The 25,751-nt window shown below is 67.7% G+C and carries 26 protein-coding genes, 4 tRNA genes, 1 other RNA gene and 1 pseudogene; 9 read left to right on the top strand and 23 right to left on the bottom strand.

The features are described from left to right. Positions 1–147 precede the first annotated feature (147 nt). The 10 genes from rplL to M2352_RS05760 all read right to left on the bottom strand — a co-directional run bounded on the left by rplL (position 148) and on the right by M2352_RS05760 (position 5,202). Positions 148–522: a 50S ribosomal protein L7/L12 gene (gene rplL, locus M2352_RS05805; RefSeq protein ID WP_264663547.1), complete on the bottom strand. Its 375-nt coding sequence runs from the start codon at positions 520–522 to the stop codon at positions 148–150. A gap of 57 nt (positions 523–579) precedes the next feature. Further along, positions 580–1,098 carry a 50S ribosomal protein L10 gene (gene rplJ / locus M2352_RS05800; protein WP_264663546.1) on the bottom strand — a complete coding sequence of 173 codons (519 nt, stop codon included), beginning with the start codon at positions 1,096–1,098 and terminating at the stop codon, positions 580–582. A gap of 277 nt (positions 1,099–1,375) precedes the next feature. Further along, positions 1,376–2,077 (bottom strand): 50S ribosomal protein L1, encoded by a 702-nt coding sequence (gene rplA / locus M2352_RS05795; protein WP_264663545.1) that lies wholly within the window; start codon positions 2,075–2,077, stop codon positions 1,376–1,378. A gap of 4 nt (positions 2,078–2,081) precedes the next feature. Further along, positions 2,082–2,516, bottom strand: a complete 435-nt coding sequence (rplK, locus tag M2352_RS05790; protein WP_264663544.1) for a 50S ribosomal protein L11 — start codon at positions 2,514–2,516, stop codon at positions 2,082–2,084. A gap of 185 nt (positions 2,517–2,701) precedes the next feature. Beyond that, positions 2,702–3,232: a transcription termination/antitermination protein NusG gene (nusG, locus tag M2352_RS05785; RefSeq protein WP_264663543.1), complete on the bottom strand. Its 531-nt coding sequence runs from the start codon at positions 3,230–3,232 to the stop codon at positions 2,702–2,704. Between the two features lie 3 nt (positions 3,233–3,235). After that, on the bottom strand, positions 3,236–3,433 hold the full coding sequence (gene secE, locus M2352_RS05780; protein ID WP_264663542.1) for a preprotein translocase subunit SecE: 198 nt from the start codon (positions 3,431–3,433) through the stop codon (positions 3,236–3,238). A gap of 78 nt (positions 3,434–3,511) precedes the next feature. Then, positions 3,512–3,587, bottom strand: a tRNA-Trp gene (locus M2352_RS05775). Between the two features lie 126 nt (positions 3,588–3,713). Then, positions 3,714–4,904, bottom strand: coding sequence for an elongation factor Tu (tuf, locus tag M2352_RS05770; protein ID WP_264663541.1), 1,191 nt, complete (start codon positions 4,902–4,904; stop codon positions 3,714–3,716). Between the two features lie 80 nt (positions 4,905–4,984). Continuing rightward, positions 4,985–5,058, bottom strand: a tRNA-Gly gene (locus M2352_RS05765). A 58-nt stretch (positions 5,059–5,116) separates the two neighbouring features. After that, positions 5,117–5,202, bottom strand: a tRNA-Tyr gene (locus M2352_RS05760). 154 nt (positions 5,203–5,356) lie between these two features. Between M2352_RS05760 and rlmB the strand changes: the two genes are divergently transcribed. The 4 genes from rlmB to M2352_RS05740 all read left to right on the top strand — a co-directional run bounded on the left by rlmB (position 5,357) and on the right by M2352_RS05740 (position 8,613). Then, positions 5,357–6,202: a 23S rRNA (guanosine(2251)-2'-O)-methyltransferase RlmB gene (gene rlmB / locus M2352_RS05755; RefSeq protein ID WP_264663540.1), complete on the top strand. Its 846-nt coding sequence runs from the start codon at positions 5,357–5,359 to the stop codon at positions 6,200–6,202. Positions 6,203–6,393: 191 nt separating this feature from the next. Then, entirely contained in the window at positions 6,394–7,212 is an 819-nt protein-coding gene (locus M2352_RS05750; protein ID WP_264663539.1) for a class I SAM-dependent methyltransferase, read from the top strand. Between the two features lie 121 nt (positions 7,213–7,333). Further along, positions 7,334–8,461, top strand: coding sequence for an ISAs1 family transposase (locus tag M2352_RS05745; RefSeq protein ID WP_264663417.1), 1,128 nt, complete (start codon positions 7,334–7,336; stop codon positions 8,459–8,461). 76 nt (positions 8,462–8,537) lie between these two features. After that, positions 8,538–8,613: transfer RNA gene (locus tag M2352_RS05740), tRNA-Thr, on the top strand. Between the two features lie 70 nt (positions 8,614–8,683). On the opposite strand, the gene M2352_RS05735 is transcribed toward M2352_RS05740, so the two are convergent. After that, positions 8,684–8,926, bottom strand: coding sequence for a hypothetical protein (locus tag M2352_RS05735; protein WP_264663538.1), 243 nt, complete (start codon positions 8,924–8,926; stop codon positions 8,684–8,686). Between the two features lie 469 nt (positions 8,927–9,395). Here M2352_RS05735 and M2352_RS05730 point away from each other — a divergent pair, with 469 nt between their 5' ends. Together M2352_RS05730 and M2352_RS05725 are read left to right on the top strand one after the other, a co-directional pair. Continuing rightward, positions 9,396–11,021 (top strand): tetratricopeptide repeat-containing glycosyltransferase family protein, encoded by a 1,626-nt coding sequence (locus M2352_RS05730; protein WP_264663537.1) that lies wholly within the window; start codon positions 9,396–9,398, stop codon positions 11,019–11,021. 271 nt (positions 11,022–11,292) lie between these two features. Further along, a complete protein-coding gene (locus tag M2352_RS05725) occupies positions 11,293–12,033 on the top strand; it encodes an SAM-dependent methyltransferase (protein ID WP_264663536.1) in 741 nt (246 codons plus the stop codon). A gap of 85 nt (positions 12,034–12,118) precedes the next feature. Here M2352_RS05725 and recR read toward each other — a convergent pair whose 3' ends face one another. The 4 genes from recR to ffs form a co-directional block, all read right to left on the bottom strand. Further along, positions 12,119–12,712, bottom strand: coding sequence for a recombination mediator RecR (recR, locus tag M2352_RS05720; RefSeq protein WP_264663535.1), 594 nt, complete (start codon positions 12,710–12,712; stop codon positions 12,119–12,121). A gap of 7 nt (positions 12,713–12,719) precedes the next feature. Continuing rightward, positions 12,720–13,043 (bottom strand): YbaB/EbfC family nucleoid-associated protein, encoded by a 324-nt coding sequence (locus tag M2352_RS05715; protein ID WP_264663534.1) that lies wholly within the window; start codon positions 13,041–13,043, stop codon positions 12,720–12,722. Positions 13,044–13,099: 56 nt separating this feature from the next. Continuing rightward, positions 13,100–14,989, bottom strand: coding sequence for a DNA polymerase III subunit gamma/tau (locus M2352_RS05710; protein ID WP_264663533.1), 1,890 nt, complete (start codon positions 14,987–14,989; stop codon positions 13,100–13,102). A 100-nt stretch (positions 14,990–15,089) separates the two neighbouring features. Further along, positions 15,090–15,187: signal recognition particle sRNA small type (gene ffs / locus M2352_RS05705), an RNA gene on the bottom strand. Between the two features lie 456 nt (positions 15,188–15,643). Between ffs and M2352_RS05700 the strand changes: the two genes are divergently transcribed. Then, positions 15,644–15,913 (top strand): hypothetical protein, encoded by a 270-nt coding sequence (locus M2352_RS05700; RefSeq protein ID WP_264663532.1) that lies wholly within the window; start codon positions 15,644–15,646, stop codon positions 15,911–15,913. Between the two features lie 82 nt (positions 15,914–15,995). On the opposite strand, the gene hemN is transcribed toward M2352_RS05700, so the two are convergent. The 3 genes from hemN to nhaA form a co-directional block, all read right to left on the bottom strand. After that, the gene (gene hemN / locus M2352_RS05695) at positions 15,996–17,402 is read right to left on the bottom strand and encodes an oxygen-independent coproporphyrinogen III oxidase (protein ID WP_264663531.1); all 1,407 of its coding nucleotides are present in this window, start codon (positions 17,400–17,402) and stop codon (positions 15,996–15,998) included. A 96-nt stretch (positions 17,403–17,498) separates the two neighbouring features. Continuing rightward, positions 17,499–17,660 (bottom strand): YqaE/Pmp3 family membrane protein, encoded by a 162-nt coding sequence (locus M2352_RS05690; protein ID WP_264663530.1) that lies wholly within the window; start codon positions 17,658–17,660, stop codon positions 17,499–17,501. Between the two features lie 79 nt (positions 17,661–17,739). Beyond that, positions 17,740–18,951, bottom strand: coding sequence for a Na+/H+ antiporter NhaA (gene nhaA / locus M2352_RS05685; protein ID WP_264663529.1), 1,212 nt, complete (start codon positions 18,949–18,951; stop codon positions 17,740–17,742). 444 nt (positions 18,952–19,395) lie between these two features. Here nhaA and M2352_RS05680 point away from each other — a divergent pair, with 444 nt between their 5' ends. Further along, positions 19,396–19,596, top strand: coding sequence for a hypothetical protein (locus M2352_RS05680; protein WP_264663528.1), 201 nt, complete (start codon positions 19,396–19,398; stop codon positions 19,594–19,596). Between the two features lie 59 nt (positions 19,597–19,655). Here the strand turns inward: M2352_RS05680 and M2352_RS05675 are convergent, their stop codons facing one another. Then, entirely contained in the window at positions 19,656–20,327 is a 672-nt protein-coding gene (locus M2352_RS05675; protein ID WP_264663527.1) for a hypothetical protein, read from the bottom strand. Between the two features lie 192 nt (positions 20,328–20,519). On the opposite strand from M2352_RS05675, the gene M2352_RS05670 reads away from it, so the two are divergent. Beyond that, a complete protein-coding gene (locus tag M2352_RS05670) occupies positions 20,520–21,839 on the top strand; it encodes an aspartate aminotransferase family protein (protein ID WP_264663526.1) in 1,320 nt (439 codons plus the stop codon). 128 nt (positions 21,840–21,967) lie between these two features. Here M2352_RS05670 and M2352_RS26485 read toward each other — a convergent pair. The 4 genes and pseudogenes from M2352_RS26485 to M2352_RS05645 all read right to left on the bottom strand — a co-directional run. Continuing rightward, positions 21,968–22,246 (bottom strand): annotated as a pseudogene (locus M2352_RS26485) (LysR substrate-binding domain-containing protein); the annotation flags it as partial. A 157-nt stretch (positions 22,247–22,403) separates the two neighbouring features. Next, entirely contained in the window at positions 22,404–23,561 is a 1,158-nt protein-coding gene (locus M2352_RS05655; protein ID WP_264663525.1) for a thiolase family protein, read from the bottom strand. Further along, entirely contained in the window at positions 23,561–25,027 is a 1,467-nt protein-coding gene (locus tag M2352_RS05650; protein ID WP_264663524.1) for an AMP-binding protein, read from the bottom strand. The genes M2352_RS05655 and M2352_RS05650 overlap by 1 nt, the downstream gene beginning before the upstream one ends. 4 nt (positions 25,028–25,031) lie before the next feature. After that, complete coding sequence (locus M2352_RS05645) at positions 25,032–25,583, bottom strand: biotin transporter BioY (RefSeq protein ID WP_264663523.1); 552 nt, start codon at positions 25,581–25,583, stop codon at positions 25,032–25,034. Between the last annotated feature and the right edge of the window lie 168 nt (positions 25,584–25,751).

Raw genomic sequence — 25,751 nt, 5'->3', positions numbered from 1 at the left:
CCTCCGTCGCGGAGACGGCAAAGGCCGCACGGGGTGCGCCCCGTCCGGTGCAGGCAAAAACGCCGCGCGGCGACCGGCCCCCCGTTTCCGGGGGAGCAGGCCGCCGTCGGCGTGGATATATCAGATCCGTATCGCAGCAAGGCGATCTTACTTAACATCCACCTTGGCGCCAGCTTCTTCAAGCTGCTTCTTGATCTTGGCGGCGTCTTCCTTCGACACGCCTTCCTTGACCGGCTTCGGGGCGCCTTCGACCAGGTCCTTGGCTTCCTTCAGGCCCAGGCCGGTGATGGCGCGGACTTCCTTAATCACGTTGATCTTCTTGTCGCCGGCGTCAGCCAGGATCACCGTGAATTCGGTCTGCTCTTCGACCGGGGCGGCGGCAGCGGCCGGGCCGGCGGCGGCGACGGCCACCGGAGCGGCGGCGGAGACGCCCCACTTCTCTTCGAGCAGCTTCGACAGTTCAGCGGCTTCCAGAACGGTCAGGGCCGACAGGTCTTCGACGAGCTTCTGCAGATCAGCCATTTTCTACTCCAAACAGCAAGTGTTTCTGGGATTGATATCGAGCGATGAGAGAGCGGCTCAGGCCGCCTCGTCCTTCTTGGCGTAGGCCGACAGCACGCGGGCGACTTGGCCGCCCGGAGCCTGCAGCACACCGGCGATACGGGTCGCCGGGGTCTGGATCATGCCCACGATCTTCGCACGCAGTTCGTCCAGCGACGGCAGGGTGGCGAGAGCCTTGACCCCTTCCGCGTTCAGCTCGGCGCCGTTCAGGCTGCCGCCGATGATCGCCAGCTTGTCGTTGGACTTCGCGTAGTCAGCCGCCACCTTGGCGGCCGCCACCGGGTCCTTCGAAAAAGCGATCGCCGTCGGGCCCTTGAACAGGCCGTCGATGCCTTCGAACTGAGTGCCCTTCAGGGCGCGGCGGGCGAGCCGGTTTTTCGTCACCTTGAAGCTGGCGCCAGCGGCCCGCATCTTCACACGCAGATCGGTGACTTCCGCCACCGTGAGGCCGAGATGATGGGTCACCACCACAACGGACACATCCTGCAGCTTCGAATGCAGGTCCGCGATCGTCGCTTCCTTTTGTGTACGATCCACGGATCGCCTCCATGCACGAGGGTCACATGAGGGCTTTCCCAATAAGTCAGGGATTGCCCGGTTCGCTACCTGTCCCAGAAGCACAAGCCGGTTATCGAAGGGGGAACAAACCCCCGTGAAATCCGGTTTCCACTCCTGTCTGCGCGGGCGGTGATTAAGCCTTTGGGAATGGAACCCATCGGCACCAGCGGTCTCGGACAGGGCCGGGCGGGGTCGCCCCCACCCGCTTCACCGCCGCCCCGTCGCCGGGGCGGCGATAAATCTCTCAAAAACAGCCTTACGCCTGGGCGCTGAGGCTGGGGATGTCGAGCTTCAGACCCGGACCCATGGTCGAGGACAGCGACACCTTTTCAATGTAGGTGCCCTTGGCCCCCGACGGCTTGGCGCGGGTGATGGCGTCGATGAAGGCGCGGATGTTGTCGGCCAGCGCTTCTTCCGAGAAGCTCGCCTTGCCAACGCCGGCATGCACGATGCCGGTCTTTTCCGCACGGAACTCCACCGCACCGGCCTTGGCGGCCTTCACGGCGTCGCCGACGTTCATGGTGACGGTGCCCAGCTTCGGGTTCGGCATCAGGCCGCGCGGGCCCAGGATCTTACCCAGCTTGCCGACCACGCCCATCATGTCCGGGGTGGCGATGCAGCGGTCGAAATCCATGGTGCCGGCCTGGATCTTCTCGGCCAGATCGTCGGCGCCCACGATGTCGGCGCCGGCGGCCAGAGCCTCGTCGGCCTTCGGACCCTTGGCGAACACGGCCACGCGCACGGTCTTGCCGGTGCCGTGGGGCAGGTTCACCACGCCGCGGACCATCTGGTCGGCATGACGGGGATCGATGCCCAGGTTCATGGCGATTTCGATGGTTTCATCGAACTTGGCGACGGCGTTGCCCTTCACCAGCTTGACCGCATCGGTCAGGCCGTAGAAGGCATCACGATCGACGGCCTCGTAGGCCTTCTTCAGACGCTTGCCCAGCTTCGCCATTGGATCAGCCCTCCACCACTTCGAGACCCATGGAACGGGCCGAGCCGACGATCATCTTGGCGGCCGCCTCGATGTCGTGGGCGTTCAGGTCCGCCATCTTCTTCTGGGCGATTTCGCGGATCTGGGTCATGGTGACCTTGCCCGCGAAGCCGCCCTTGCCGGGGGTCTGCGACCCGCTGGTGATGCCGGCGGCCTTCTTGAGGAAGTAGCTGTTCGGCGGGGTCTTGGTGACGAAGGTGAAGGTACGGTCGCCGTACGCGGTGATGACCACCGGGATCGGCATGCCGACTTCCAGATCCTGCGTGCGGGCGTTGAACGCCTTGCAGAATTCCATGATGTTCAAGCCGCGCTGACCGAGCGCCGGACCGATGGGCGGCGAGGGATTCGCCTTGCCGGCCGGAACCTGCAGCTTGATGTAACCGACAATCTTCTTTGCCATGTCACAACCTCCAAGGGCGGGGCCGGCGCAACACCGTCCACCGCAGGGTTCCCGTGGTCAGGCTATGGCGGGCCTCCCACGGAAGATACCAGCCGGGGGACGAAACCCTCGGCTGGCAGGATAACAACGGATTGTTCAGGAACCGGCGGGGCTGCGCATCATTGGGGCGCCACCGCCAACCCCCGTCAGACCTTTTCGACCTGGGCGTATTCCAGTTCCACCGGGGTGGAACGCCCGAAGATGGACACCGCCACCTTGAGCCGGGCCTTTTCTTCGTCCACCTCTTCCACGATACCGTTGAAGGAGGTGAAGGGACCATCGGACACCCGGACCTGTTCGCCCACCTCGAAGCTGATGGAGGGCTTGGGCCGCTCGAAGCCTTCCTGCACCTGATGAATGATGCGCTCGGCCTCACGCTGGCTGATGGGCTGGGGCTTGCCGCCGCCGCCCAGGAAGCCGGTGACCTTCGGCGTGTTCTTGACCAGATGCCAGGTGTCGTCGGTCAGCTCCATCTTCACCAGGACATAGCCGGGAAAGAACTTCCGCTCGGCATTGACCTTGGCGCCGCGGCGAACCTCGACGACCTCTTCGGTCGGGACCAGGATCTCTTCGAAAAGTTCGTCCAGACCCTTCTGGGCGGCCTTTTCGCGGATCGACTGGGAAACCTTCTTTTCAAAACCGGAATAGACGTGAACCACGTACCAGCGCATCGCCATGACTTAGCTCCCCAGACCCAGAACCAGACGCACGCCAAAGCCGAGCACCTGATCGACGATGAGGAAGAAGATGGCGGCGACAACCACCATGACGAAAACCATGGCGGTGGTGATGGCCGTTTCCTTGCGCGTCGGCCACGTCACTCGGGCAGCCTCGCGGCGCACGTCGCGTGCGAACTCTGTCGGATTCAGTTTAGCCATCGTGCGGTACGTGCCAGCTCCGGATCGGCGGTCAGTCCGCCTTGTAATGCCCTAACGCGGCCGGATCATAAGAGGGGATGGCAGGAGTGGAGGGGCTCGAACCCCCAGCCCCCGGTTTTGGAGACCGGTGCTCTACCAATTGAGCTACACTCCTATCGCCCCATCCGACCCAGCAACCCCGGAGGGCGGAGGGCGGTATAGCGGATTTCCCACCGTGGTTCCAGCGGAAAATCACCACCGCCGGTTTTTTTAGGACCGGCGGCGGGAAGGCCCTACAGACTTACTCGATGATCTTGGCAACAACGCCGGCGCCGACGGTGCGGCCACCCTCGCGGATGGCGAAGCGCAGACCTTCGTCCATGGCGATGGGGGCGATCAGGTGGACTTCCACGGCGACGTTGTCGCCGGGCATCACCATCTCGGTGCCTTCCGGCAGGACGACCTGACCGGTGACGTCGGTGGTGCGGAAGTAGAACTGCGGCCGGTAGTTGGAGAAGAACGGGGTGTGGCGGCCGCCTTCTTCCTTGGTCAGGATGTAGGCTTCGGCCTTGAACTTGGTGTGCGGGGTGATGGTGCCGGGCTTCGCCAGGACCTGGCCGCGCTCGACGTCTTCACGCTTGGTGCCGCGCAGCAGCGCGCCGATGTTGTCGCCGGCCTGGCCCTGGTCGAGCAGCTTGCGGAACATTTCGACGCCGGTCACCGTGGTCTTCACGGTGGCCTTCAGGCCGACGATTTCCACTTCCTCGCCGACCTTGACGATCCCGCGCTCGACGCGGCCGGTCACCACGGTGCCGCGGCCGGAGATCGAGAACACGTCTTCGATCGGCATCAGGAACGGACGGTCAACCGGGCGTTCCGGCTGCGGGATGTAGCGGTCCACCTCGGCCATCAGCGCCAGGATGGCGTCGCGGCCGATTTCGGGGCTGCGGTCTTCCAGGGCGCACAGGGCCGAGCCCTTGACGATCGGAATGTCGTCGCCGGGGAAGTTGTACGAGGACAGCAGCTCGCGCACTTCCAGCTCGACCAGATCCAGCAGCTCGGGATCGTCCACCATGTCCACCTTGTTCAGGAAGACGACGATGGCGGGCACGCCCACCTGACGGGCCAGCAGGATGTGTTCGCGGGTCTGCGGCATCGGGCCGTCGGCGGCCGAGCACACCAGGATCGCGCCGTCCATCTGCGCGGCACCGGTGATCATGTTCTTCACATAATCGGCGTGGCCGGGGCAGTCCACGTGGGCGTAGTGACGGTTGTCCGTCTCGTATTCCACGTGCGCGGTGGAGATGGTGATGCCGCGCGCCTTTTCTTCCGGCGCCTTGTCGATCTGGTCGTAGGCGGTGAAGGTCGCACCGCCCTTTTCAGCCAGAACCTTGGTGATCGCCGCGGTCAGCGACGTCTTGCCGTGGTCCACGTGGCCGATGGTGCCGACGTTGCAGTGAGGCTTGTTCCGCTCGAATTTCGCCTTGGCCATGGCTGCTTCTTTCGTTCCCGACGTTCGCGAGGCACAGTGATAAGGCCAGCCGGCATCGTCTCTGGGAAGCGCGCACGGGCTGGAGCGGGTGAAGGGAATCGAACCCTCGTCGTAAGCTTGGAAGGCTTCTGCTCTACCATTGAGCTACACCCGCCTATCAAGCCCCGCCGGCGCGGCCACCCGGTTTCGATCCCGGCTAAGCCTTTGAATTTTGGTGGAAGGGGTAGGATTCGAACCTACGTACTCCTAAGAGGGCAGATTTACAGTCTGCTGCCATTAACCACTCGGCCACCCTTCCATGGGTCCGTCCGGCTTGTGTTTGCGTCCGGCTCGGAGCCGCGAATATGCGGATTTTTCGGGGCTTGTCAACGCACTTTCTTCGGGCGACCATAAAAAAATCGAACGGCGCGTTTTGCGCCCCCTCTCCCCCCATCGTTCCGGCAGCCATCCCCATGTCCTCTCGCCGCGCCTCTCCCCCGCCCTCTTCGCACGGTTCCCGCCCCCCCGCGGACCGGCGCCCGGCCCCGTCCGATGGCCGCCGTCCGCCGTCCGCCCCCGCGGGCGGCTGGCTCTACGGCCTTCACCCGGTGGCGGCGGCGCTGACCAACCCGGACCGGCGCTGCCGCCGGCTGCTGGTGACAGAAGCCGGGCTGGCCGCCATCACGCCCGCGCTCGACGCCGCCCGCGCCCAGGGGTGCCGCGTGCCCGAACCGTCGCGGGTGGAGCGCCCCGACATCGACCGGCTGCTGCCCCCCGGCGCCGTGCATCAGGGCATGGCGCTGGACGCCGCCCCGCTGCCCGAACAGGACATCGCCGACATCGTGGCCGACCCGGCTCTGGGCGCCTCGGCGGTGGTGGTGGTGCTGGATCAGGTGACCGACCCCCACAATGTGGGCGCCATCCTGCGGTCGGCCTCGGCCTTCGGCGCCGTGGCGGTGGTGGTCACCGAACGTCACGCGCCCGAAGTGACCGGCGTGCTGGCCAAGAGCGCGTCGGGCGCCCTGGAAGCCGTGCCGCTGGTGCGGGTGACCAATCTGGCCCGTGCCCTGGGCGAGCTGCAGCAGGCGGGCTTCTGGTGCGTCGGCCTGGACGAAGGGGGCGAGCGGACACTGGCCCAGGTGGATCTGACCGGCCGGGCGGCGCTGGTGCTGGGAGCCGAGGGTGCGGGCCTGCGCCGCCTGACCCGCGAGCGCTGCGACGAAGTGGTGCGCCTGCCCACCGGCGGTCCGGTGGCAAGCCTCAACGTGTCCAACGCCGCCGCGGTGGCGCTGTACGAGGTCGCCCGCCTGCGGCAATAGGACGCGTATCGCTCGGCCATTTCCGGCGGGCCGGCTTGTTTCCGGTTCATGGCCACCGGCCCGCCGCACGTGACAAGTTTCATCAATCCCGCTACTGTCGCGCACCGGTAAGGCCATCCCGATACCAGGGATGGCCTTACCGGTCTTTGCTATCAACGCGGCATTCGCCCTGTGGCGTCCAAGGATCCATAATGAATACCGAAGAAGTCGAATTTTTTCTCACACAAATCAGAGAAATTCTCGACAAAGACCGTGTAGCAGAGTACAAACTCAACAATATTATTCTCAATGCCACCGTTATTCGCAGTTATCAGCTTGTTCGCCAATATTTGGAGCGCTCTGGACCATTTGTTTACGGCGGTCCGTTCCAAGGTATGGTGCTCCCTCCGCAAATCGTAACGCCGTATCTGTTGTCGCGCTACATGGGGGCATATGAGCACGAACTGCACGATGCGGTTCGCGAAAGCGCTGCCCGCGCGTACGATACCGTCATCAACATCGGCTGTGCGGAAGGTTATTACAGCGTCGGCCTGGCCCGCCTTCTGCCGCAGGCTCAGGTCCATGCCTTCGATATTCTGCCGGATGCACGGGCGAAATGCGCCGCGCTGGCGGCAGCGAACGGCGTCCAGGACCGCATTTCCGTAGGGGAACTGTTCAGCATCACCGATTTCGCGGCCTTTGCAGGCAAGCGGGCTCTGCTGTTCTGCGACATCGAGGGGGCCGAATTCGCCTTGCTCGATCCCACCCAGGCTCCGGCCCTGCGGGATATGGACATCATCGTGGAAATACACGAGCGCCAGCCCGACCGTGATCCCGATGCCTTTTGCGCCCGCTTTGCCGCCACCCACGACATCGTGCGCATCGGCCACGCGCGCGGCTATCACGGACCGTTGCCGGAATGGCTGACCAACGGGTTGGAAACGAACACCTATCTGGCATCCTTGTGCTTCCGTGAATCGCCCACGCCCTGGGCATGGATGCGCAGCCGCTCGCTGCCGTCCCCATCCTGACCGCAGCCTCCTTGTGTTCCGCGTACGGCATCAGGGGAATCGCATTTGAGAAAAGACGGTAGCGCGGCGCTCTGAAAAGGATTCTGTAGGGAAGCTCTGACTGTCAGAGGAGGAGCCCCCGATGTCGTGGTACGCCAAAGTGTTTGCCGCATTACCAGACCCTCGCACTGGGAACGCCAAGCGGCACGACCTCCTTGAGGTTCTCGCGATCGCGCTGACGGCGTCGATCTGCGGGGCTGAGAGCTGTTCGGACTATGCCGATTTTGCGGTGGATCGGGAGGCTTTGTTCCGGGACTTCTTGCGGCTGGAGAACGGGATTCCGAGCCACGATACATTCTCGCGGATCTTCCGGCTTCTCGATCCGGCCGCCTTTGCGGCGTGCTTCGGGCGGTTTCTGGACGAACTGGGGGCGGCAGGCGCGGGCGTGCTCGCCATCGACGGCAAGACGCTACGCCGCTCCTTCGACGACGCGGCGCGCGCCAACCCGCTGGCGGTGGTCACGGCGTTCGCCTCGGCCACGCGCGTGGTGGTGGGCCAGCAGAGCTTCCGGGTGGCCGAGGGCGACAGCGAGATCGTGGCGGCGCGGGCCTTGCTGGGATGCATGGACCTGACGGGATGGCTGGTGACCGCCGACGCCATCCATTGCCAAATGGACACCGCGCGCATCATTCGCGACCAAGGGGGCGACTACCTTCTGCGGCTCAAGGCCAACCACCCCGCCCTGCATGGCATGGTGGTGGACTATTTCGCCGATCCGCTGACGCTGGCCGAATTGAATACGTACGAAACCACCGATGCTGATCACGGCCGTATCGAGACCCGCCGGGCTTGGGTCAGCCACGACCTGAGTTGGCTGCGCGGTCCCAAGTCGGCTTGCTCGGAGCCGGTTCTGCTCCCCGACATGGCCTGCCTGGGCATGATCGAGGCCGCCATCGAACGCAATGGCAAAACCACCGTCACCCGCCACTATCACCTCGCCTCGCGACCGCTTGGCGCCGAAGAGTACCTCAACGCCGCTCGGGCACACTGGTCGGTGGAGAACGGCCTCCATTGGGTTCTCGACGTTACCTTCGACGAGGACCGCGCCAGAAACCGAAAGGATCACGGCCCGGAAAACCTCGCTACCCTGCGCAAGCTCGCCCTCAACGTCCTCAACCGCGCCCGACCTGACGTCTCCGTCCGCCGTAAGCGAAAACGCTCAGGATGGTCCGACGACTTCGCAAGATCCATCCTTGGGCAAATGCGATGACCCTGCGTACGGCATGCTTAGCTCTTGCCTTTGAGGCGTTCGATCTTTAGTGTCGGCCTTGTTTGTCAACAGGTCCGCCGGATTAGCTCAGCCGGTAGAGCAGCTGATTTGTAATCAGAAGGTCACGGGTTCGATTCCTGTATCCGGCACCACGACAAGCCCCCGAAAGGCACCGCCTTTCGGGGGCTTGTCGTTTATGGCGGCCCAGGGGGGGAAGAGCGCTCAGCCCCCACGGACCGGCGGTTCGGTGCCCATGAGAGGCATGATCCTTACGGCACCCACATCGCCGGGCCGATTCTCGGGACGGTTGTTCTTCATCTGATCCAGCACGGATTGCATCTGCATTTTTCTGATCGCCGCGACCATCTCCGGCGATATGGGAGAGACGACCGTTTCGGGCAGGCCGCCCGGATGCTGGGTCACGGCGTCGGTGACCTGGGAGGCGTCGCGGTTGGGTGAAACCATCGGTGAACCCTGTTCTTCAGGCCGAATGCACGAGCGCGCGCACCGGCGATGTGTGGCAGCGCGGAGAGCCGCCGTCCCACGAAAACACATGCGGGAAGATGCAATTTCCGGTTTTCGCATACCACTGCACCAAAGCCGCCCGCGCGGGTCAAGCGCCTATCATGGGTATTTTTCGTGCGCGTAATTATTTTATTTTCCCTTGATATCATTTTCTTTCTGATCAACGTTTTGATTCAAACTCGTGTTCGCATAATAATTTTAGTTAATAATCATAAACCAACAGCTTCCATCCCCTGATAACCAATTAATAAAAGCATGATTTTTTGTGCTTAACCACTTCATTACAATTTGAGAGTCATGGTGCTTCCACCGCTTGATTCCGTGCCGGTGCCGCATGTCTTCAATCTTATCCCCATCAACGCTTCAGCAGCGCCTTGATACGGCTGTTGGCCTGCACCGTGCCGGATGTGTGGGGGATGCGGTTTTCCATTACCGCGCGTTGCTGTGCGCGCAGCCCGGTGACGATGCCGTCCTGCATCTGCTGGGGCTGGGGCTGAGCCAGATGGGACAGGCCGACGCCGGCGCACCGCTGATCCGGCGCGCCCTTCGGGTGGATCCGGTTCCCGCTTATGCCGTGACCCTGGGGGGCGTTCTGTGCGAGCAGAAACGCTTCACCGAGGCCGAGCGCATTCTGGGCGGTGCCGCGTCCGCCGATCCCCTGCTGGCCGAGGCGCATCACCATCACGGCAACGCGCTGAGCGGGCTGGGCCGCGCGGGCGAGGCGGTGCGGGCCTACCGCCGGGCGCTGGCGCTGGAACCGGCCCTGGCCGACGCCTGCCTCAATCTGGGCACCATGCACGAACGCCAGGGGCAGCCAGGAACGGCCGAACGGTGTTACCGCCGGGCCGTGGCCCTGATGCCCCAGAGTGCGGTCGCCCACTACAACCTCGCCACCGTGCTGCACGCCGAGGAACGGCTGGAGGAGGCGGAGACCGCCTACCGCACCGCCGCCAGGCTGAACCCCGACCATGCCCCCACCCGCTACAATCTGGGACTTCTGTGCCACGACCTGGGACGGCTGGGGGCGGCGGAGCGGGCATACCGTCAGGCGATCCGGCTCCAGCCCACCCATGCCGACAGCCACTGGAACCTGTCCCTGGTCCTGCTGAGCCAGGGCCGGTTCGCCGAAGGGTGGGACGAGTACGAATGGCGGTGGCTGACCCGTGATTTTCAGCACGGCCACACCCGCTATCCCTTCCCGTCCTGGCGCGGCGAGGTGCTGGATGGGTGCCGCATCCTGATCCACGCCGAACAGGGGGTGGGCGACACCATCCAGTTCGCCCGCTACGTTCCGCTGCTGGTGCAGGCCGGGGCGGAGGTGGTGTTGTCCCTGCCCCGCTCCCTGGACCGGCTGACGGCGGGGCTGCCGGTCCAGCGCCTGTTCGAAGGCGATTCGGTGCCACCGGTGGATTTCCATTGCCCGCTGCTCAGCCTGCCGCGGCTGTTCGGCACCCGGATCGGCTCGATTCCCGCCGCCGTGCCGTATCTGGCCGCCGATCCCGCGGTCACGGCGGCCTGGGCGCCGCAATTGGGGCCGCGGCGGGCGCCCCTGCGGGTGGGCATCGTGTGGGCCGGCAACCCCACCTACCGCAAGGACCGCACCCGCTCGCCGGGGCTGGCCGCCTTCGCCCCGCTGTTCGCCGTGGAGGGGGTGGAGTTCGTCGTCCTGCAACAGGGGGACGGGCGCGGGGATCTGGACGGTGGGCCGCCCCTGCCGCCGCTGATGGCCGACCCCGGCCCCCAGGTCACGGATTTCATGGACAGCGCCGCCATCATGGACGGGCTGGATCTGGTCATCAGCTCCTGCACCGCCCCGGCCCACCTGGCCGGCGCCCTGGGGCGCCCGGTGTGGGTGGCGCTGCAGGCGGTGCCCGACTGGCGCTGGGGATTGTCGGGGGAGGCAACCCCCTGGTACCCCACCATGCGCCTGTTCCGCCAGACGGCGCGCGGCGACTGGAACGGGGTGTTCACCCGCATGGCCGGGGCATTGGCGGATCTGGCACGCGCCGCCGCATCGCACGCCAGCGCGGCCTGAGGGGCCGGGGCGGTGCAGAAGCTGATGACCAGATCCAGCCCATCCATGATGGCGGCCCCCGCATCCTTTGGTTAAGCCGGCCCTCCCCTGCCACAGACGGGGCGGCGGCGTTCCGTCTGCGGTCCCCGCACCGCTTGCACAACACAAGCCGCCACGCCGATACTGATGGTGGGCGGTCCCGGCCCGGGGCATGCGTCTTCCCGTGCGCCCCCGCAAGCCACCGAAGCCATGACGCCCTCGTTTCACCCCTCTTTTCAGGACATCTTCCGCCGTGGACATTCCTCGGATCTTCACCATCACGGAAAGCGCCCACCGCATCCACAACCCGATCACCCCCGAAAAGCTCGCCACCCTCGGCGCGGCCCTGCGTCTGGAGGCGGGGGCCAGGGTGCTCGACCTCGGCAGCGGTTCGGGGGAGATGCTGTGCACCTGGGCACGCGATCACGGGATCACCGGCATCGACATGAGCGCGCTGTTCACCGAGCACGCGAAACGCCGCGCTGCCGAACTCGGTGTCGCCGGCCGCGTCCACTTCATCCATGGCGATGCCGCCGGCTACGTCTCTGACGCAAAGGCCAGCGTGGCCGCCTGTGTCGGTGCCACATGGATCGGCGGCGGGGTTGCCGGCACCATCGGCCTGCTGGCGCACAGCCTGCGGGCCGGCGGGATCATCCTCATCGGCGAACCCTATTGGCGGCAGGTGCCGCCGACGGAGGATGTGGCCAAGGGGTGTCTGGCCAACGCGGTCTCCGACTTTCTCCCGCTCCCGGACCTCCTCGCGTCCTTCGGCGGCCTCGGCTACGACGTCGTTGAAATGGTTCTGGCCGACCAGGACGGCTGGGACCGGTACGAGGCGGCCAAATGGCTCACCATGCGCCGATGGCTTGACGCCAACCCCGCCGACCCCTTCGCGCCGGAGGTCCGCGCCACCTTGACCGCGGAACCCCAACGCTACGCCACGTACACGCGCGAATACCTGGGATGGGGCGTGTTCGCGCTGATGAAGCGGTGACGGGGTGCGGCATCCCGCGGCTTCCCGATGGCTGTGCCGCACAACCGCTGTCAGGCTGCGGAGGAAAAAGCCGGCCCGAAGGGCGTCAGAACGGGCGCCGCGCCTTCAGCGCCGCCGTCAAGGTGCCATCGTCCAGGTAATCCAGCTCACCCCCCACCGGCACGCCATGGGCCAGCCGCGACAGGCTGACGCCGGTGCCGGCCAGACGGTCGGTGACCACGTGCGCCGTGGTCTGGCCGTCCACGGTGGCGTTGAGCGCCAGGATGATTTCCCGGATCTCCCCGCCCCTGGCCCGGTCCACCAGCGCGTCGATGGTCAGGTCGTCGGGACCGACGCCGTGCAGGGCCGACAGGGTGCCGCCCAGCACGTGGTACAGGCCGCGGTAGCTGCGGGTGCGTTCCAGCGCCCACAGGTCGCCCGCATCCTCCACCACGCACACGGTGGTGCGGTCGCGGGTGGGGTCGGCGCAGACGGTGCAGGGCGAGCGGCTGTCCAGGTTGCCGCACACGGGGCACGTGCGGATGGCCTCCGCCGCCGCCGCCATCGCCTCCGACAGCGGCACCAGCAGCCCATCGCGGCGCTTCATCAGGTGAAGCACCGCGCGGCGCGCCGAACGCGGCCCCAGCCCCGGCAGCTTGGCCAGAAGCTGGATCAGCCGTTCGATTTCCGGCCCGGTCATAATGGGATCAGAACGGCAGCTTGATGCCCGGCGGCAGCTTCAGCCCGCCCATCAGCTTGGAGGTTTCCTCGGCCACGTGATCCTCGACCTTCTTCTTGGCGTCGTTGAAGGCGGCGACGATCAGGTCTTCCAGCATCTCCACGTCGTCGGGGTTGACGATCTCCTTGGACAGCTTGACCGACTTCATCTCGCCCTTGCCGTTGACGGTGACGCTGACCATGCCGGCGCCCGACTGGCCCGAGACCTCGACATCGGCCAGCTTGGCCTGCATTTCCTGCATCTTGGACTGCATCTGCTGGGCCTGCTTCATCATCTGGCCAAGGTTCTTCATCGTCTTACTCTCACTCCATGGGGAAAAACACGCCGGGCGCCGGGGGCGCGGCGGCGTCAGTCGAGCGGGTAGAAACCCACGTCATCACTCACATCGTCGCCCACCCCGTCGCCATCAACGGGGGCCGGCAGGAATCCCGCCGATTCCTCACCGCCGCCGGCGGCTTCCTCCGCCACCTGGGCGGCCAGATCCCGCACCTCGGCGATCTTGGCGCCGGGGAACAGGTCGAGCACGGCGCGCACCACCGGGTTGGCCTCCGCCGCCGCCAGCGCCTGGGCCTGGGCCTGGTTGACCTCTTCGGCGAGCGTGGGCTGGCCGCGCTCGTCGCTGACCACCACCACCCAGCGGTGCCCGGTCCATTCGCTGAGCAGGGCGCCGACACGGTTGGCGACGTTGGGCGGGGCGGCGTGCGTGGGGCGGATGACCAGCCGGCCCGGCTCCATGCGCACCAGATGCACCGCACTGTACAGATGGCCGTACAGCGCCCCTTCCCGCCGCTCGGCGAACAGGGTGACCAGCGCGCGGAAATCGCGCGGCATGGGCGACAGGCCGGCATCGTCGTGCGCCTCCGGGACGGGGGCGGACGCCTGCGCCCGCGGCGCCGCGGCACCGGCCACCGCCACCGGCCCGCCCCCGCGGGGGGCCATGGCCTGGGCGGACGCCGGAGCCGCCATGGCGGACGGCCCTGAAACGGATGGGACGGACGCCGGTGGGGCCGCCATGGCGCGCCCACCGCCCCCGGCCCCGCCACCGCTGTTCTGCAACTGGCGGATCAGGTCGCCCGGCGTGGGCAGGTCGGCGGCGTAGCTCAGGCGGATGATGACCATCTCAAGCGCCTGCTGCGGCACCGGGGCGGCCTGCACCTCCCCCAGCCCTTTCAGCAGCATCTGCCACGCCCGCGTCAGCGCCGGCATGGACAGGGCACCGGACAGGGATGCCCCGCGGGTCCGCTCCGCTTCGGGCAGCGAGGGGTCGGCGGCGGTGCCGGGCACCACCTTCAGCCGGGTCAGGTTGTGGGTCAGGTCCAGCAGATCCTGGACGATCACCACCGGGTCGGCGCCCACCCGGTGCAGGTCGGCCAGGATGGCCAGCGCGTCCGCCGGCTTGGCGGTGACGGCGGCGTCGAACAGGTCGATCACCCGGCTGCGGTCGGCCAGCCCCAGCATGTCGCGCACCTGCTGCGCCGACACCGCCCCGCCGCCGCTCAAGGCTATGGCCTGATCCAGCAGCGACAGCCCGTCGCGCACCGACCCGTCGGCGGCGCGCGCGATCAGGGCGGCGGCGTCCGGCTCGATGGCCGCCCCCTCCGTCTCGGTGATGCGGGTGAAGTGCTCTTTCAGCACCGCGGCATCGACACGGCGCAGGTCGAAGCGCTGGCAGCGGGACAGCACCGTCACCGGCACCTTGCGGATTTCGGTGGTGGCGAAGACGAACTTCACATGGGCCGGCGGTTCTTCCAGCGTCTTCAGCAGCGCGTTGAAGGCGCTGCGCGACAGCATGTGCACTTCGTCGATGATGTAGAGCTTGTAGCGCGCCGCCACCGGGGCATAGCGCACGCCGTCGATGATCTCGCGGATGTCGTCCACGCCGGTGTGGCTGGCGGCGTCCATCTCCATCACATCGACGTGGCGGTCCTCGGCGATGGCGCGGCAGTTGTCGCACACGCCGCACGGCGTGACCGTGGGGCCGCCGCGACCGTCGGGTCCGGTGCAGTTCAGCGCGCGGGCGATGATGCGGGCGGTGGTGGTCTTGCCCACCCCGCGCACGCCGGTCAGCATGAATGCCTGGGCAATGCGGCCCGAGGTGATGGCATTGGTCAGCGTGCGGACCAGCGCGTCCTGACCGATCAGCTCGTCGAAGGTGCGCGGGCGGTATTTGCGCGCCAGCACGCGGTAGACGGCGGGGGCGCCGGCAACATCCTCGGAAGAAGAAACCAGTTCGGTCACGCGGCACCCGGTCCCTGAAGACACGACGATAAGACGGCGGACGCACCATAGCGTTCCAACGCCGTCTTGGCTTTAAAAAACCACCGATGATGAAAGGAGGGTGGGAGGCTGGACGAACGACCCGAGCCGTAACTCGTTGCGGCTGCTTCCTTCCGGACCTGACCGGGTTGGCGAGGGACTCGTCCGCCGCCAGCCTCCCGCCCGCACTATTGCCGCCCCCGCCGCCAAATGCAAGAGGTATTACGGGTGGCGGTGGAAACGGTGGGCGTGACGCAACAAATCATGTCGAAGACTGGCTCGACCCCTCTCTCCCTCGGGAAAAACTCGCCTTCCCACCATGATCCCAAGATAAATTTATCTGATATGATAATTTTTTAAATCCATCCCCAATAGAATAAGAATGAATGCATTGTAAAATGAGTTAACATGTAACCATTATGCGCAAATTTCCGCATTATTTTTGAGAATCTATTTGACGGTTATTTTTTGCAAGCATAGCATCCCTCTTGTGCAAAAAGCACACGCATCAGTATGAATAAATACACGAAATTCCTTTTATGGGAGCAGTTTATGTCGAATGCACAATCTTCCGTCACTGCCGGTGAATGGGTTGTCACTCAATAGTGGCAGGGACAGGATGCCTACAAGTTCACGATGACCGTGGATGCCAACGGTCTGCTGACCGTCGATGGCGGGTTTACGGGCGTCATCAGCCAGATCGGTTCCGGCTCGTCCCTCAGCATTGCGATCGCCAATTATAAGCAGGGCATCGTGGCGGCTTATTCCGGCAACATCGTCGGGAGCGCCATGGGCGGCGTCGTGTCCGGCACGGTGGGCGGCGGCACGGTGTCCACCGGCTCCTGGAGTGCCGTCACGGCGGATCATTCCAACGCGCAGGCCGGTACGTTCAGCATCGGCAAATAACGCCGGCGCGCATGGCCATCCCGTTCACGATGCCTTTCACCCCATGGGCCCGGCATCGTGAACGGTTCACCCCTCGCCGGCGTCACACCGCCCGGCTGTGCCGCCCGGCGCCGGTGGACAGATAGGTATCGAAACGCGCGGCGACGATGCGCATCAGCGGCTGGGCACTGTCGGGCACGGTCACCCGCCGCCCGTCCACCGCCGCCACCCCGTCGGCCACCAGATCCCCCATGCCCGCCAGTTCGGCGTCGAAGAAGCCGGCGTCGTAGCCGTGGGCCGTGGCGACCGCGCCGACGTCCACCGACAAATCGCACATCAGCCGCACGATGGCCGCGCGGCGCACCCGGTCATCGCCGGCCAGGGCATAGCCCTTGGCGATGGCGAAGCGCCCGGCCTCGATGGCCTGGGCATACTGGTCGAAGGGAACGGCGTTCTGGATGTAGCCCTGCGGCAGCTCGCCGATGGACGAGGCGCCGAAGCCCAGCAGCACCTCCGCGTCATCGGTGGTGTAGCCCTGGAAATTGCGGTGCAGCTTGCCCGCCGCCTGCATGACCGACAGCTCGTCCTCGGGCCGGGCGAAGTGGTCCAGCCCGATCAGGCGGTAGCCGCCCGCCCCCAGAACCGACGCGATGGCCGAGAACTGGCGCCAGCGGCCCAGGCTGTCGGCCAGGGCGGATTCGTCGATCTTTTTCTGGTGGCTCTTCATCCACGGCACGTGGGCATAGCCGAACACCGCCAGCCGCGCGGGATCGAGGCCCAGCGCGATTTCCGCCGACCGCGCCACGCTGTCCACCGTTTGCAGCGGCAGCCCGTACATCAGGTCCAGGTTGATGGCCTTGATACCGTTGGCCCGCAGCCAGCCCACCGCCCGCTCGGTCATCGCCAGGGGCTGGAGGCGGTTGACCGCCTTCTGCACGCCCTCGTCGAAATCCTGCACGCCCAGCGAGGCGCGGTTGACGCCGGCCCGGCCCAGCGCCTGGGCCATGGCTTCGGTCAGGGTGCGGGGGTCGATCTCCACCGCGATCTCGGCGTCGGGCAGCACGTCGAACCGCTGGCGCAGCAGCGCGATCAGGGATTCGAAATCGGCGGGCGCCATCATGGTCGGCGTGCCGCCGCCGAAATGGATGTGGCGGATCTTCAGCCGGCCCGGAATGGTGTCGGCCACCATGCCGACCTCGCGGCGCAGGTGCCCCAGGTACTCGGCGATCGGGTCATAGCGGGCCACGATCTTGGTGTGGCAGCCGCAATACCAGCACATGGCCTTGCAGAACGGCACGTGCAGGTACAGCGACCCCGCCCGTTCCGGGTCCAACTGCGCCAGCCAGCCGGCGTACTGGTCCGGCCCCACCGCCGGCCCGAAATGGGGCGCGGTGGGATAGCTGGTGTAGCGCGGCACGCGCAGGCCGTCGTACTTGGCGAGAAGGGCGGCGTCCAGCCCGTCGAAACCGGCAGCCGGAGAGCACGAAGCAGGGGGAGCGATCACGGTCATGGACGCCACAGTGCAGAGGGATGCGGAAAGAAGCCTTGATCCACGTCAACCCCGCCCGGAGTCAAGCCGCATGGCCGCCCTTCGCCCGCGCGGGGGTCACTTGTATTTCACGATGACATAGATGGCGTGGACGATGCCGGGAAAATAACCCAGCAGCGTCAGCAGGATGTTGATCCAGAAGTGCAGGCCGAATCCCACCTGCATGAACACGCCCAACGGCGGCAGCAGGACGGCCAGGATGATGCGGATCAGGTCCATGGGACGATGCCTCGTTCGAACGGTTGCGCTAGGAACAACCCCGCAGGGTGCCCCGATGTTCCTGGGCCGGGTATCCCGGCTATGCCGCCGCTTCCCGGCTCACCCGCGCGGTCCCGCGGCGGGGGGCGGTCGCCAGCACCAGATACCCGGCCAGCGCCGACGCGATGGAGCCGGCCAGCACCCCCAGCCGCACCTCCACCGCGTATTCGGGGGAGGAGAAGGCCAGATTGCCGATAAACAGGCTCATGGTAAAGCCGATACCGGTCAGCAGCGCCACCCCGTAGAACTGCCGCCACGTGGCCCCCGCCGGCATGGCGCAGACCCCGGCCCGCACCGCCAGCCACGCCGTCAGCATCACCCCCGCCTGCTTGCCCAGGAACAGGCCCAGCATGATCCCCAGCGGCAGCGGTTCGGCCAGCACGCCCAGGCTGACCCCGGCCAGCGGCACGCCGGCGTTGGCCAGCGCGAACACCGGCATGATGACGAACGTCACCCACGGGTGCAGCGCGTGTTCCAGCACCGCCAGCGGCGTGGCCTTGGCGGACGCTTTCGGATCGGCGCCGCCGGGCGTCATGGGAATGGCGAAGGCCAGCGCCACGCCGGCCAGGGTGGCGTGCACGCCCGACTTCAGCACGCAGACCCACAGGAACGCCCCCACCAGCAGGTACGGCGCCAGCCGCCGCACGCCGATGATGTTCATCCACGCCAGCGCCAGCAGCGCCACCGCCGCCAGACCCAGCGCGCCCGAGGAAATCTGCGAGGTGTAGAAGGCGGCGATGATGATGATCGCCCCCAGGTCGTCCATGATCGCCAGCGCCAGCAGGAACACCCGCAGCGACGCCGGCACCTTCGACCCCGCCAGGGCCAGCACGCCGATGGCAAAGGCGATGTCGGTGGCCGCCGGGATGGCCCAGCCGTTCAGCCGCTGGGGATCGTCGTGATTGAACAGGGCATAGACCAGCGCCGGGGCCACCATGCCGCCCACCGCGGCGATGCCCGGCAGGGTGGCGCGGGCGCGGCTGGACAATTGCCCCTCGCGCACCTCCCGCTTGATCTCCAGGCCGACGTACAGGAAGAAGACCGCCATCAGCCCGTCGTTGATCCACAGGACCAGCGGCTTGACCAGCCCCCCATCGCCCACCCGGATGCCCACGGGCAGCGCCAGCAGGGCATCGTACAGGGGGGCGGCGGAGGAATTGGCCCAGACCATGGCGATGGCGGCGGCGATGACCAGGATCAGCCCGGCGGCGGCTTCGCCGTGCAGCAGGGCGCGGATCGCGGGGATCTTCATGGCTGAAGGTTCCTCGTGTCTCAAGGCGGCGGGAATGGGGAAGGCTGGCCGTCGGCACGTGATCCCCGGCGTCAGGGGGAAATAGGGATCCTGCGCGCCTATGCCAATGGGCGAAGCACCGATTTCCGAACCGGACGGCATAAGCACGAAGTATAGTTGTGGCGAGAAATACTGAGCAACTGCAAAAACGGGTTCGGCTCCGCACCATTTTTTCTGGCACTGCGCCAGAAATTATTGCGTCAGAATGACGCGCAGACGCTGATTTTTTCCGTAAACCCTTGGACTTCCCCAATAGGTGAGTCACCATCGGTACAGATTTATTCCTCTTCTCTCCGGCCATATAACTTTTTCCGGTCTGGTCAGGCGCCGGTCTTTCGATTCAGGATCGGCGCCGGAAAGAAGAGCAACAAAGACGAATTCGGATCACACATCCGGGAGGAGTCCATGGATACCCTCTATTGCGCCTGTTGCGGGCGTCCGTTCAAGCGTGCATCCCGGCGCGGGCCGGCACCGCTTTACTGTTCCCAGGACTGCCGCCGCCAGATCGCGGTACGGCGGCGCACATGGGCGGCGCTTGACCCCAGCATGGCCGCGTGGGCGGGGGGCTGCGGCAACCGCATGATCCGGCAGGCGTCCGGGTTCTGACCCGGCCTCATCCCGGTTATGGACCAGGGGGCGTTCCGGTGCGGGACGCCCTTTTTCCGTCAGGGCGTTTGCAGATGACGGGTCAGCCGGGCCAGCACGTCGGACAGCGGCACGTCCACCGCCCGGGCGGACAGCGCCGGCCAGTGATAAGGCTGCACCCGCCGCCCCATGCCGGCGGGGCTGAATTCCAGGTGCAGGGCCGATCCGGCGGCCAGACGCGGCAGCAGCCCGCGCATGCCGGCGCAGGTGATGCCGACCCGCCGCGTCTCCTTCACCATGCCGGGCGGGGCAACGCCCGTGCCGGATGGTGCGGGGCCGCCGCCGGCACGGGTCAGGAAACGCTGGAAGTCCGCCCCCTCCCCCGCCGGGACGGCGGAGAACTCCAGCCGTGGGCCGCCGTCCACCACCAGCCACACCGGGCGGTTCGGGTCGATGGGCTGGTCGAACACGCCCGTCAGGGTGGTGCATCCCCCGTCGCGCATCAGGTTGAAGGTGACCGTGTGCTCCCGCCCCTGGGCGTCGGAAAAGGGGGCGGGGCGGGCGGCGGAGCAGCGGCGGATCGGTTCCTCCCCCTGGCAGACCACCACCCAGCCGCTCACGGTGTCCACCCGCACGGCCTGGGCCGCCGCGGGACGGGGGCCGGCAAGGGCGGCGCAGAGGATGGTGGCGCAGGCGATGGCGCCGCCGCACAGAACGGCCGCCGCCGCGGCCCCCGACCCGATCCTGTGCATCCCCGTTCCCTGCCGGCCAATCATCGTGCGGAACACCCGTCCCCCCGCGACGGGCGGTTGTGGGGCGGGCTGAACCGCAGCTATGCTGTCAAAGATAAGAACACGGATACAAGCGTGTGACCGGGGACAAAAAAGCGCCGCCCATCAAGGCACTGGCCCCGCTTTACCAGGGAAGGGAACGAGGAAGCGATCATGACGGTCAGCACCCCCAACGATCTTTCGGCCTTCTGGATGCCGTTCACGGCCAACCGGCAGTTCAAGGCGGCCCCGCGCCTGCTGGCCTCGGCGCAGGACATGCACTACACCAGCCACGACGGGCGGCGGATTCTCGACGGCACCGCGGGCCTGTGGTGCTGCAACGCCGGCCACGCCCGCGCGCCCATCGTGCGGGCCATCCAGGAACAGGCGGCGGAGCTGGACTTCGCCCCCACCTTCCAGATGGGGCACCCGCGGGCCTTTGCCCTGGCCTCGCGGCTGGCGGCGCTGATGCCGGGGGATCTGGACCATGTGTTCTTCACCAATTCCGGGTCGGAATCGGTGGACACGGCGCTGAAGATCGCGCTGGCCTATCACCGCGCCCGCGGCGAGGGGCAGCGGACCCGGCTGATCGGGCGCGAACGGGGCTATCACGGCGTGGGCTTCGGCGGGATCTCGGTGGGGGGCATCGTGTCCAACCGCCGCACCTTCGGCCCGCTGCTGGCCGGGGTGGACCACCTGCCCCACACCTACAGCCGCGAGCACCAGCCCCACACCCGCGGGCAGCCGGCCTGGGGCGCCCATCTGGCCGAGGATCTGGAGCGGCTGGTGGCGCTGCACGGCCCCGACACCATCGCCGCGGTGATCGTGGAGCCGGTGGCGGGATCGACCGGCGTGCTGCTACCGCCGGTGGGCTATCTGGAACGGCTGCGGGAGATCACCGCCAAGCACGGCATCCTGCTGATCTTCGACGAGGTGATCACGGGCTTCGGCCGCCTGGGTGCCTCGTTCGGGGTGGAGCGGTTCGGGGTGGTGCCCGATCTGGTGACCACGGCCAAGGGCATCACCAACGGCACCGTGCCGATGGGGGCGGTGTTCGCCCGCCGCCACGTTCACGATGCGCTGATGACCGGGCCGGACCATGTGATCGAGCTGTTCCACGGCTACACCTATTCCGCCCACCCGCTGGCCTGCGCCGCGGCGGAAGCCACCCTGGACGTCTATGCCGCCGAAGGGCTGTTCGAGCGCGCCCGCACGCTGGAAACCCGGTGGGCCGACGCCATCCACGGTCTGGCCGGCCACCCCCACGTCACCGACACCCGCAGCATCGGGCTGGTGGGCGCCATCGAACTGGCCCCGCGGGCCGACGGGCCGGGCAAGCGGGCGTACGAGGTGTTCGTGCGCTGCTTCGAACGCGGCCTGCTGATCCGCGTGACCGGCGACATCATCGCCCTGTCGCCGCCGCTGATCGTGGAAGAGGGGCAGATCGGCGAAATGGCGGGGGTGATCGGGGAGGTTCTGGGGGAGGTGGCCTGACCGCCCCGCTCTCGGCCGGAAGCCATGGACCGGAAGGCCGCCACGGCGGGCCGGTCCATGGCTTCCGGCACCAGATCGTCACCGATCAGCCGTTCCCCCACCAGCCCCTCGTGCGGGCCGATCCCGTGGCGGATCGCCAGATCAATGCCGTCCCGCACGAAATCGCACAGGCGGTTGGACGCGCTGATGCGCACATCGACGCCGGGGTTGGCCGCCTCGAACCGGCCCGGACGGGGGACCAGCCACTGCACGGCGAACCCCGGCGTGCAGGCAACGGTCAGCCGGTCCTGCCCCGGACGGGCCGGGTATGGCGGGCGTTCTTCGGCATCGGGCTGCTCAACAACGTGATCCCCTTCTGCCTGATCGTGTGGGGGCAGACGCAGATCGCCCAGCGGCCTTGTCGCCATCCTCAACCCCACCACCCCGCTGTTCGGCGTGCTGGAGGCCCACACGCTGCAGCACGGGGCGGGCATGGCGCTGATCGCCGCCGGCCTGGTCTGCATCGACGGGCGTCCGCTGCGCTTCGGCAAGCGCCTCCTCCGCGGAGCCTGACGGGCCGGCGGATCACCCTTCCCCCACCGCCTCCACCAGCGTGGCCAGACCCAGCCCGCCGCCGATGCCCAGCGTCGCAAGCCCCTGCGCGCCGGGGGCAAGGTCGGTGAACAGGCGGGTCATCAGCACCGCCCCCGACGCGCCATAGGGGTGCCCCAGCGCCAGCGCGCCGCCATGGGGGCACACCCGCGCCGGGTCCAGCCCCAGCGTGTCGAGACAGGCCAGAACCTGGGACGCGAACGCCTCGTTGAATTCCACCTGGGCCAGATCCGCCAGCCGCAGGGAGGGGGTGCGGGCCAGCAGCTTGCGCACCGCCGGGATCGGGCCGGTGCCCAGCAAGGCCGGTTCTACCCCAGCCGACGATGAGTCCACCACCACAAGGCCGCGGGACAGGCCCAGGCTGCGGAACCGCTCCTCCGACACCAGCGCCACCACCGCGGCCCCGTCGTTGACCGGGCAGGCGTTGCCCGCCGTCACCGTGCCGCCGTCGCGGAAGACCGGCTTCAGGCGGGCCAGCTTGTCCAGGGAGGTGTCGGGACGGGGGCATTCGTCGCGGTCCACGGTGCGGCCATCGGCCAGGACCAGGGGCACGATCTCGCGGGTGAAGCGCCCGGCGGCCTGGGCCGCCACCGCCCGGCGGTGGCTGGTCAGGGCATAGGCGTCCTGACGGTCGCGGGTGATGGCGAAGGCGTCGGCGACGTTTTCCGCCGCCACGCCCATGTCGGGGTCGCCCACCGCGTCGGGGGCGAAGCGGGCGCGGGCGTAGGGGCGCGGCAGGCCATGGGGGCCGTCGGGCCGGGCCATGCGCCAGGGGGCGGTGCTGGTGCTCTCCACCCCGCCGGCCAGACAGACGGTGCAGGCGCCGGATTCGATCAGGCGGGCGGCGTGGTTGATCGCCTCCAGCCCCGATCCGCACTGGCGGTCAACGGTGACGCCGGGCACCGATACCGGCAGCCCGGCGGCCAGCGCCGACAGGCGGGCGACGTTGCCGCCGGGACCGACGGCGTTGCCCAGGATCACCTCGTCCACCGCCGCACCGTCCAGGCGGGCGTCGGCCAGGACGGCGCGGATCACCGGGGCCGCCAGATCCTCCACCGGCAGCCCCCGCAGCACCCCGCCGATGCGCCCGATGGGGGTGCGGCGGGCCGCCACGATCACCGCGCGCGGCATCACACGATCTCCGACAACAGGGGCGAGCCGTCCTGCGCCCAGCCGCGGACCACCGCGCGGGCGATCTTGCCGCTGCCGGTCAGGGGGGTGTCGGCGGCGGCGAACAGGAGGCGGGGGGTCTTGTATGCCTCCAACCGTTCGCGGACCCAGGCGCGCAGGGCCTCGGCGCCGGCCCGCTCAGGTCCACGCCACCACAGCACCGCCGTCACCACATCGCCCCACAGGGGATCGGGAAGGCCGGTGACCACCGCCTCGGCCACCAGCGGGTGGGCGCGCAGCACCGCCTCCACCTCGGCGGGGTAGATGTTGAGGCCGCCGGAAATCAGCATGTCGCCTTCGCGCCCGATCAGGTGCAGCCAGCCGGCAGCGTCGAACCACCCGCGGTCACCCACGGTGCCCCAGCCGTCAGCGGCGCGGAACCCCGCCCCGTCGCCGGTCCCGCCAATGTAGCCGGAGCACAGCATGGCCGAGCGCACCCAGACCTGCCCCACCTCTCCCATGGGAACCGGGGCGCCGCCGTCGCCGCGCAGTTCCACCGTCACCCCGTGGAAGGGGCGGCCCACGCTGTCCGCCGGCCCGCCCTCACGGGACGCCATGACGCTGACGAAGCTGAGTTCCGACGCGCCGTAGTATTCGAACACCCCGGCGTTGGGGAAAGCACCGGCCAGCCGCTCGTGCACCAGCGGCGACAGCTTGGCGCCGGAGGAGATCACCCGGCGCATGGCCGGAAGCACCGCGCCACGCGCCGCCGCCGTCTCCAGGACCTTCACCAGCATGGTCGGTACCGCCACCAGGGTGGTCAGCCCGTGCCGCGCCATGGCGTCCAACGCCGCAGCGGCGTCGAAGCTCTCCAGAAGATGAACCGAGGCGCCGGCGCACAGCGCCTCCACCGCGCCATAGAGGCCAAGCCCATGGACAAGCGGCCCCGGCACCAGCACGCCGTCATCGGCATTGATGGCGAATTCCACCCGGCTGGCGTCCAGGGTGGCGAACCACGACGCCTGATCGCGGATGAACGCCTTGGGCCGCCCGGTGGTGCCCGAGGTGAAACCGATCAGAAAAGGTGTGGCGGGATCGACCGGCCCCGGTTCAAACGCCCCACCCCCGTCCGCCGGGGGCCAGGACGAACCGTCGGCGATGCGCAGCGGTTGGGCGGTGGCCAGCGCGTGGGCGGTCTGATCGGCGCTCCATTTCGGGTCCAGCAGCACGGCGGTGCCGCCCGCGGCGACGATGCCGAAGAAGTTTTCCAGAAAGGCCGGGCCGTTGCCCTGGCGGATGCCCACCCGCGGGGCCGGTCCCGGCAGGGTGGCGACGGAGGCCGCCATCCGCCGGATGCCCGCCGCCAGGGCGCCATAGGTGACCGCCCGGTCCCCCAGCCACACCGCCGCCCGATCCGGGGCCGCGGCGGCATGGTCCAGGACCGGGGCGGCCAGGGAATGGGGAACCCTGAGCGCTGTGTCGGGCACGCCGTCAGCCCCGCGCCAGCAGCGTGGGATGGGCGCGGCGCACGCCCGCGGCCACAAAGGCGGCAACCCCCGCCTTGATGACGTCGCCGGGGACGAAGGCCATGGAGCCGGTGGCCGCCTTCATGGGATCGAGCCCGCCCACCAGCGCCAGCCACGGAATGCCGATGGCGTACACCACCCCGATGCCGCCCAGAACACAGGCAGCGAACAGCACCAGCGGGCGCCCGGCCCCGTCGAACCGTTCGGTCAGAAAGCCGACGGCGGCGGCGGCCAGCGGAAAGGCCAGCACGAAACCGCCGGTCGGCCCCAGGAAGACGCCGATGCCGCCGCGTCCGCCGGCCAGCAGCGGCAGCCCCGCCGCCACCAGCAGCACGAACACGCCCAGCGCCACCGCCGCCCGTTTCGGCCCCAGCAGCGCACCGGCCAGCATCACCCCCAGCGTCTGGGCGGTGATGGGCACCGGCAGGAAGCCCAGCGGGATGGGCGGCAACAGCCCGAGCGCCGCGACGATGGCCGCGAACAGGGCCGACAAAACGATGTCCTTGGTGGAGAGCATGTCCTTTTGAGCCTTTTGATGCCTGATTTCTTCACAATTTCCGGTGCGTGGCCGCCCGGCCGATCTTAGCGCCTCCCCACCGCTTTGGCGCGGGTTTTCGCACCGGCGAACAGACGGGAGGACGCCCCCGGAAGCATTGGGAACGCGGCGTTCCGCTCCCGGCCCAAG

The sequence above is a fragment of the Azospirillum fermentarium genome, from assembly GCF_025961205.1.
Lineage (GTDB): Bacteria > Pseudomonadota > Alphaproteobacteria > Azospirillales > Azospirillaceae > Azospirillum > Azospirillum fermentarium.
The sequence above is the reverse complement of the archived record's forward strand: the minus strand, read 5'-3'. Positions and strand labels throughout refer to the sequence as shown.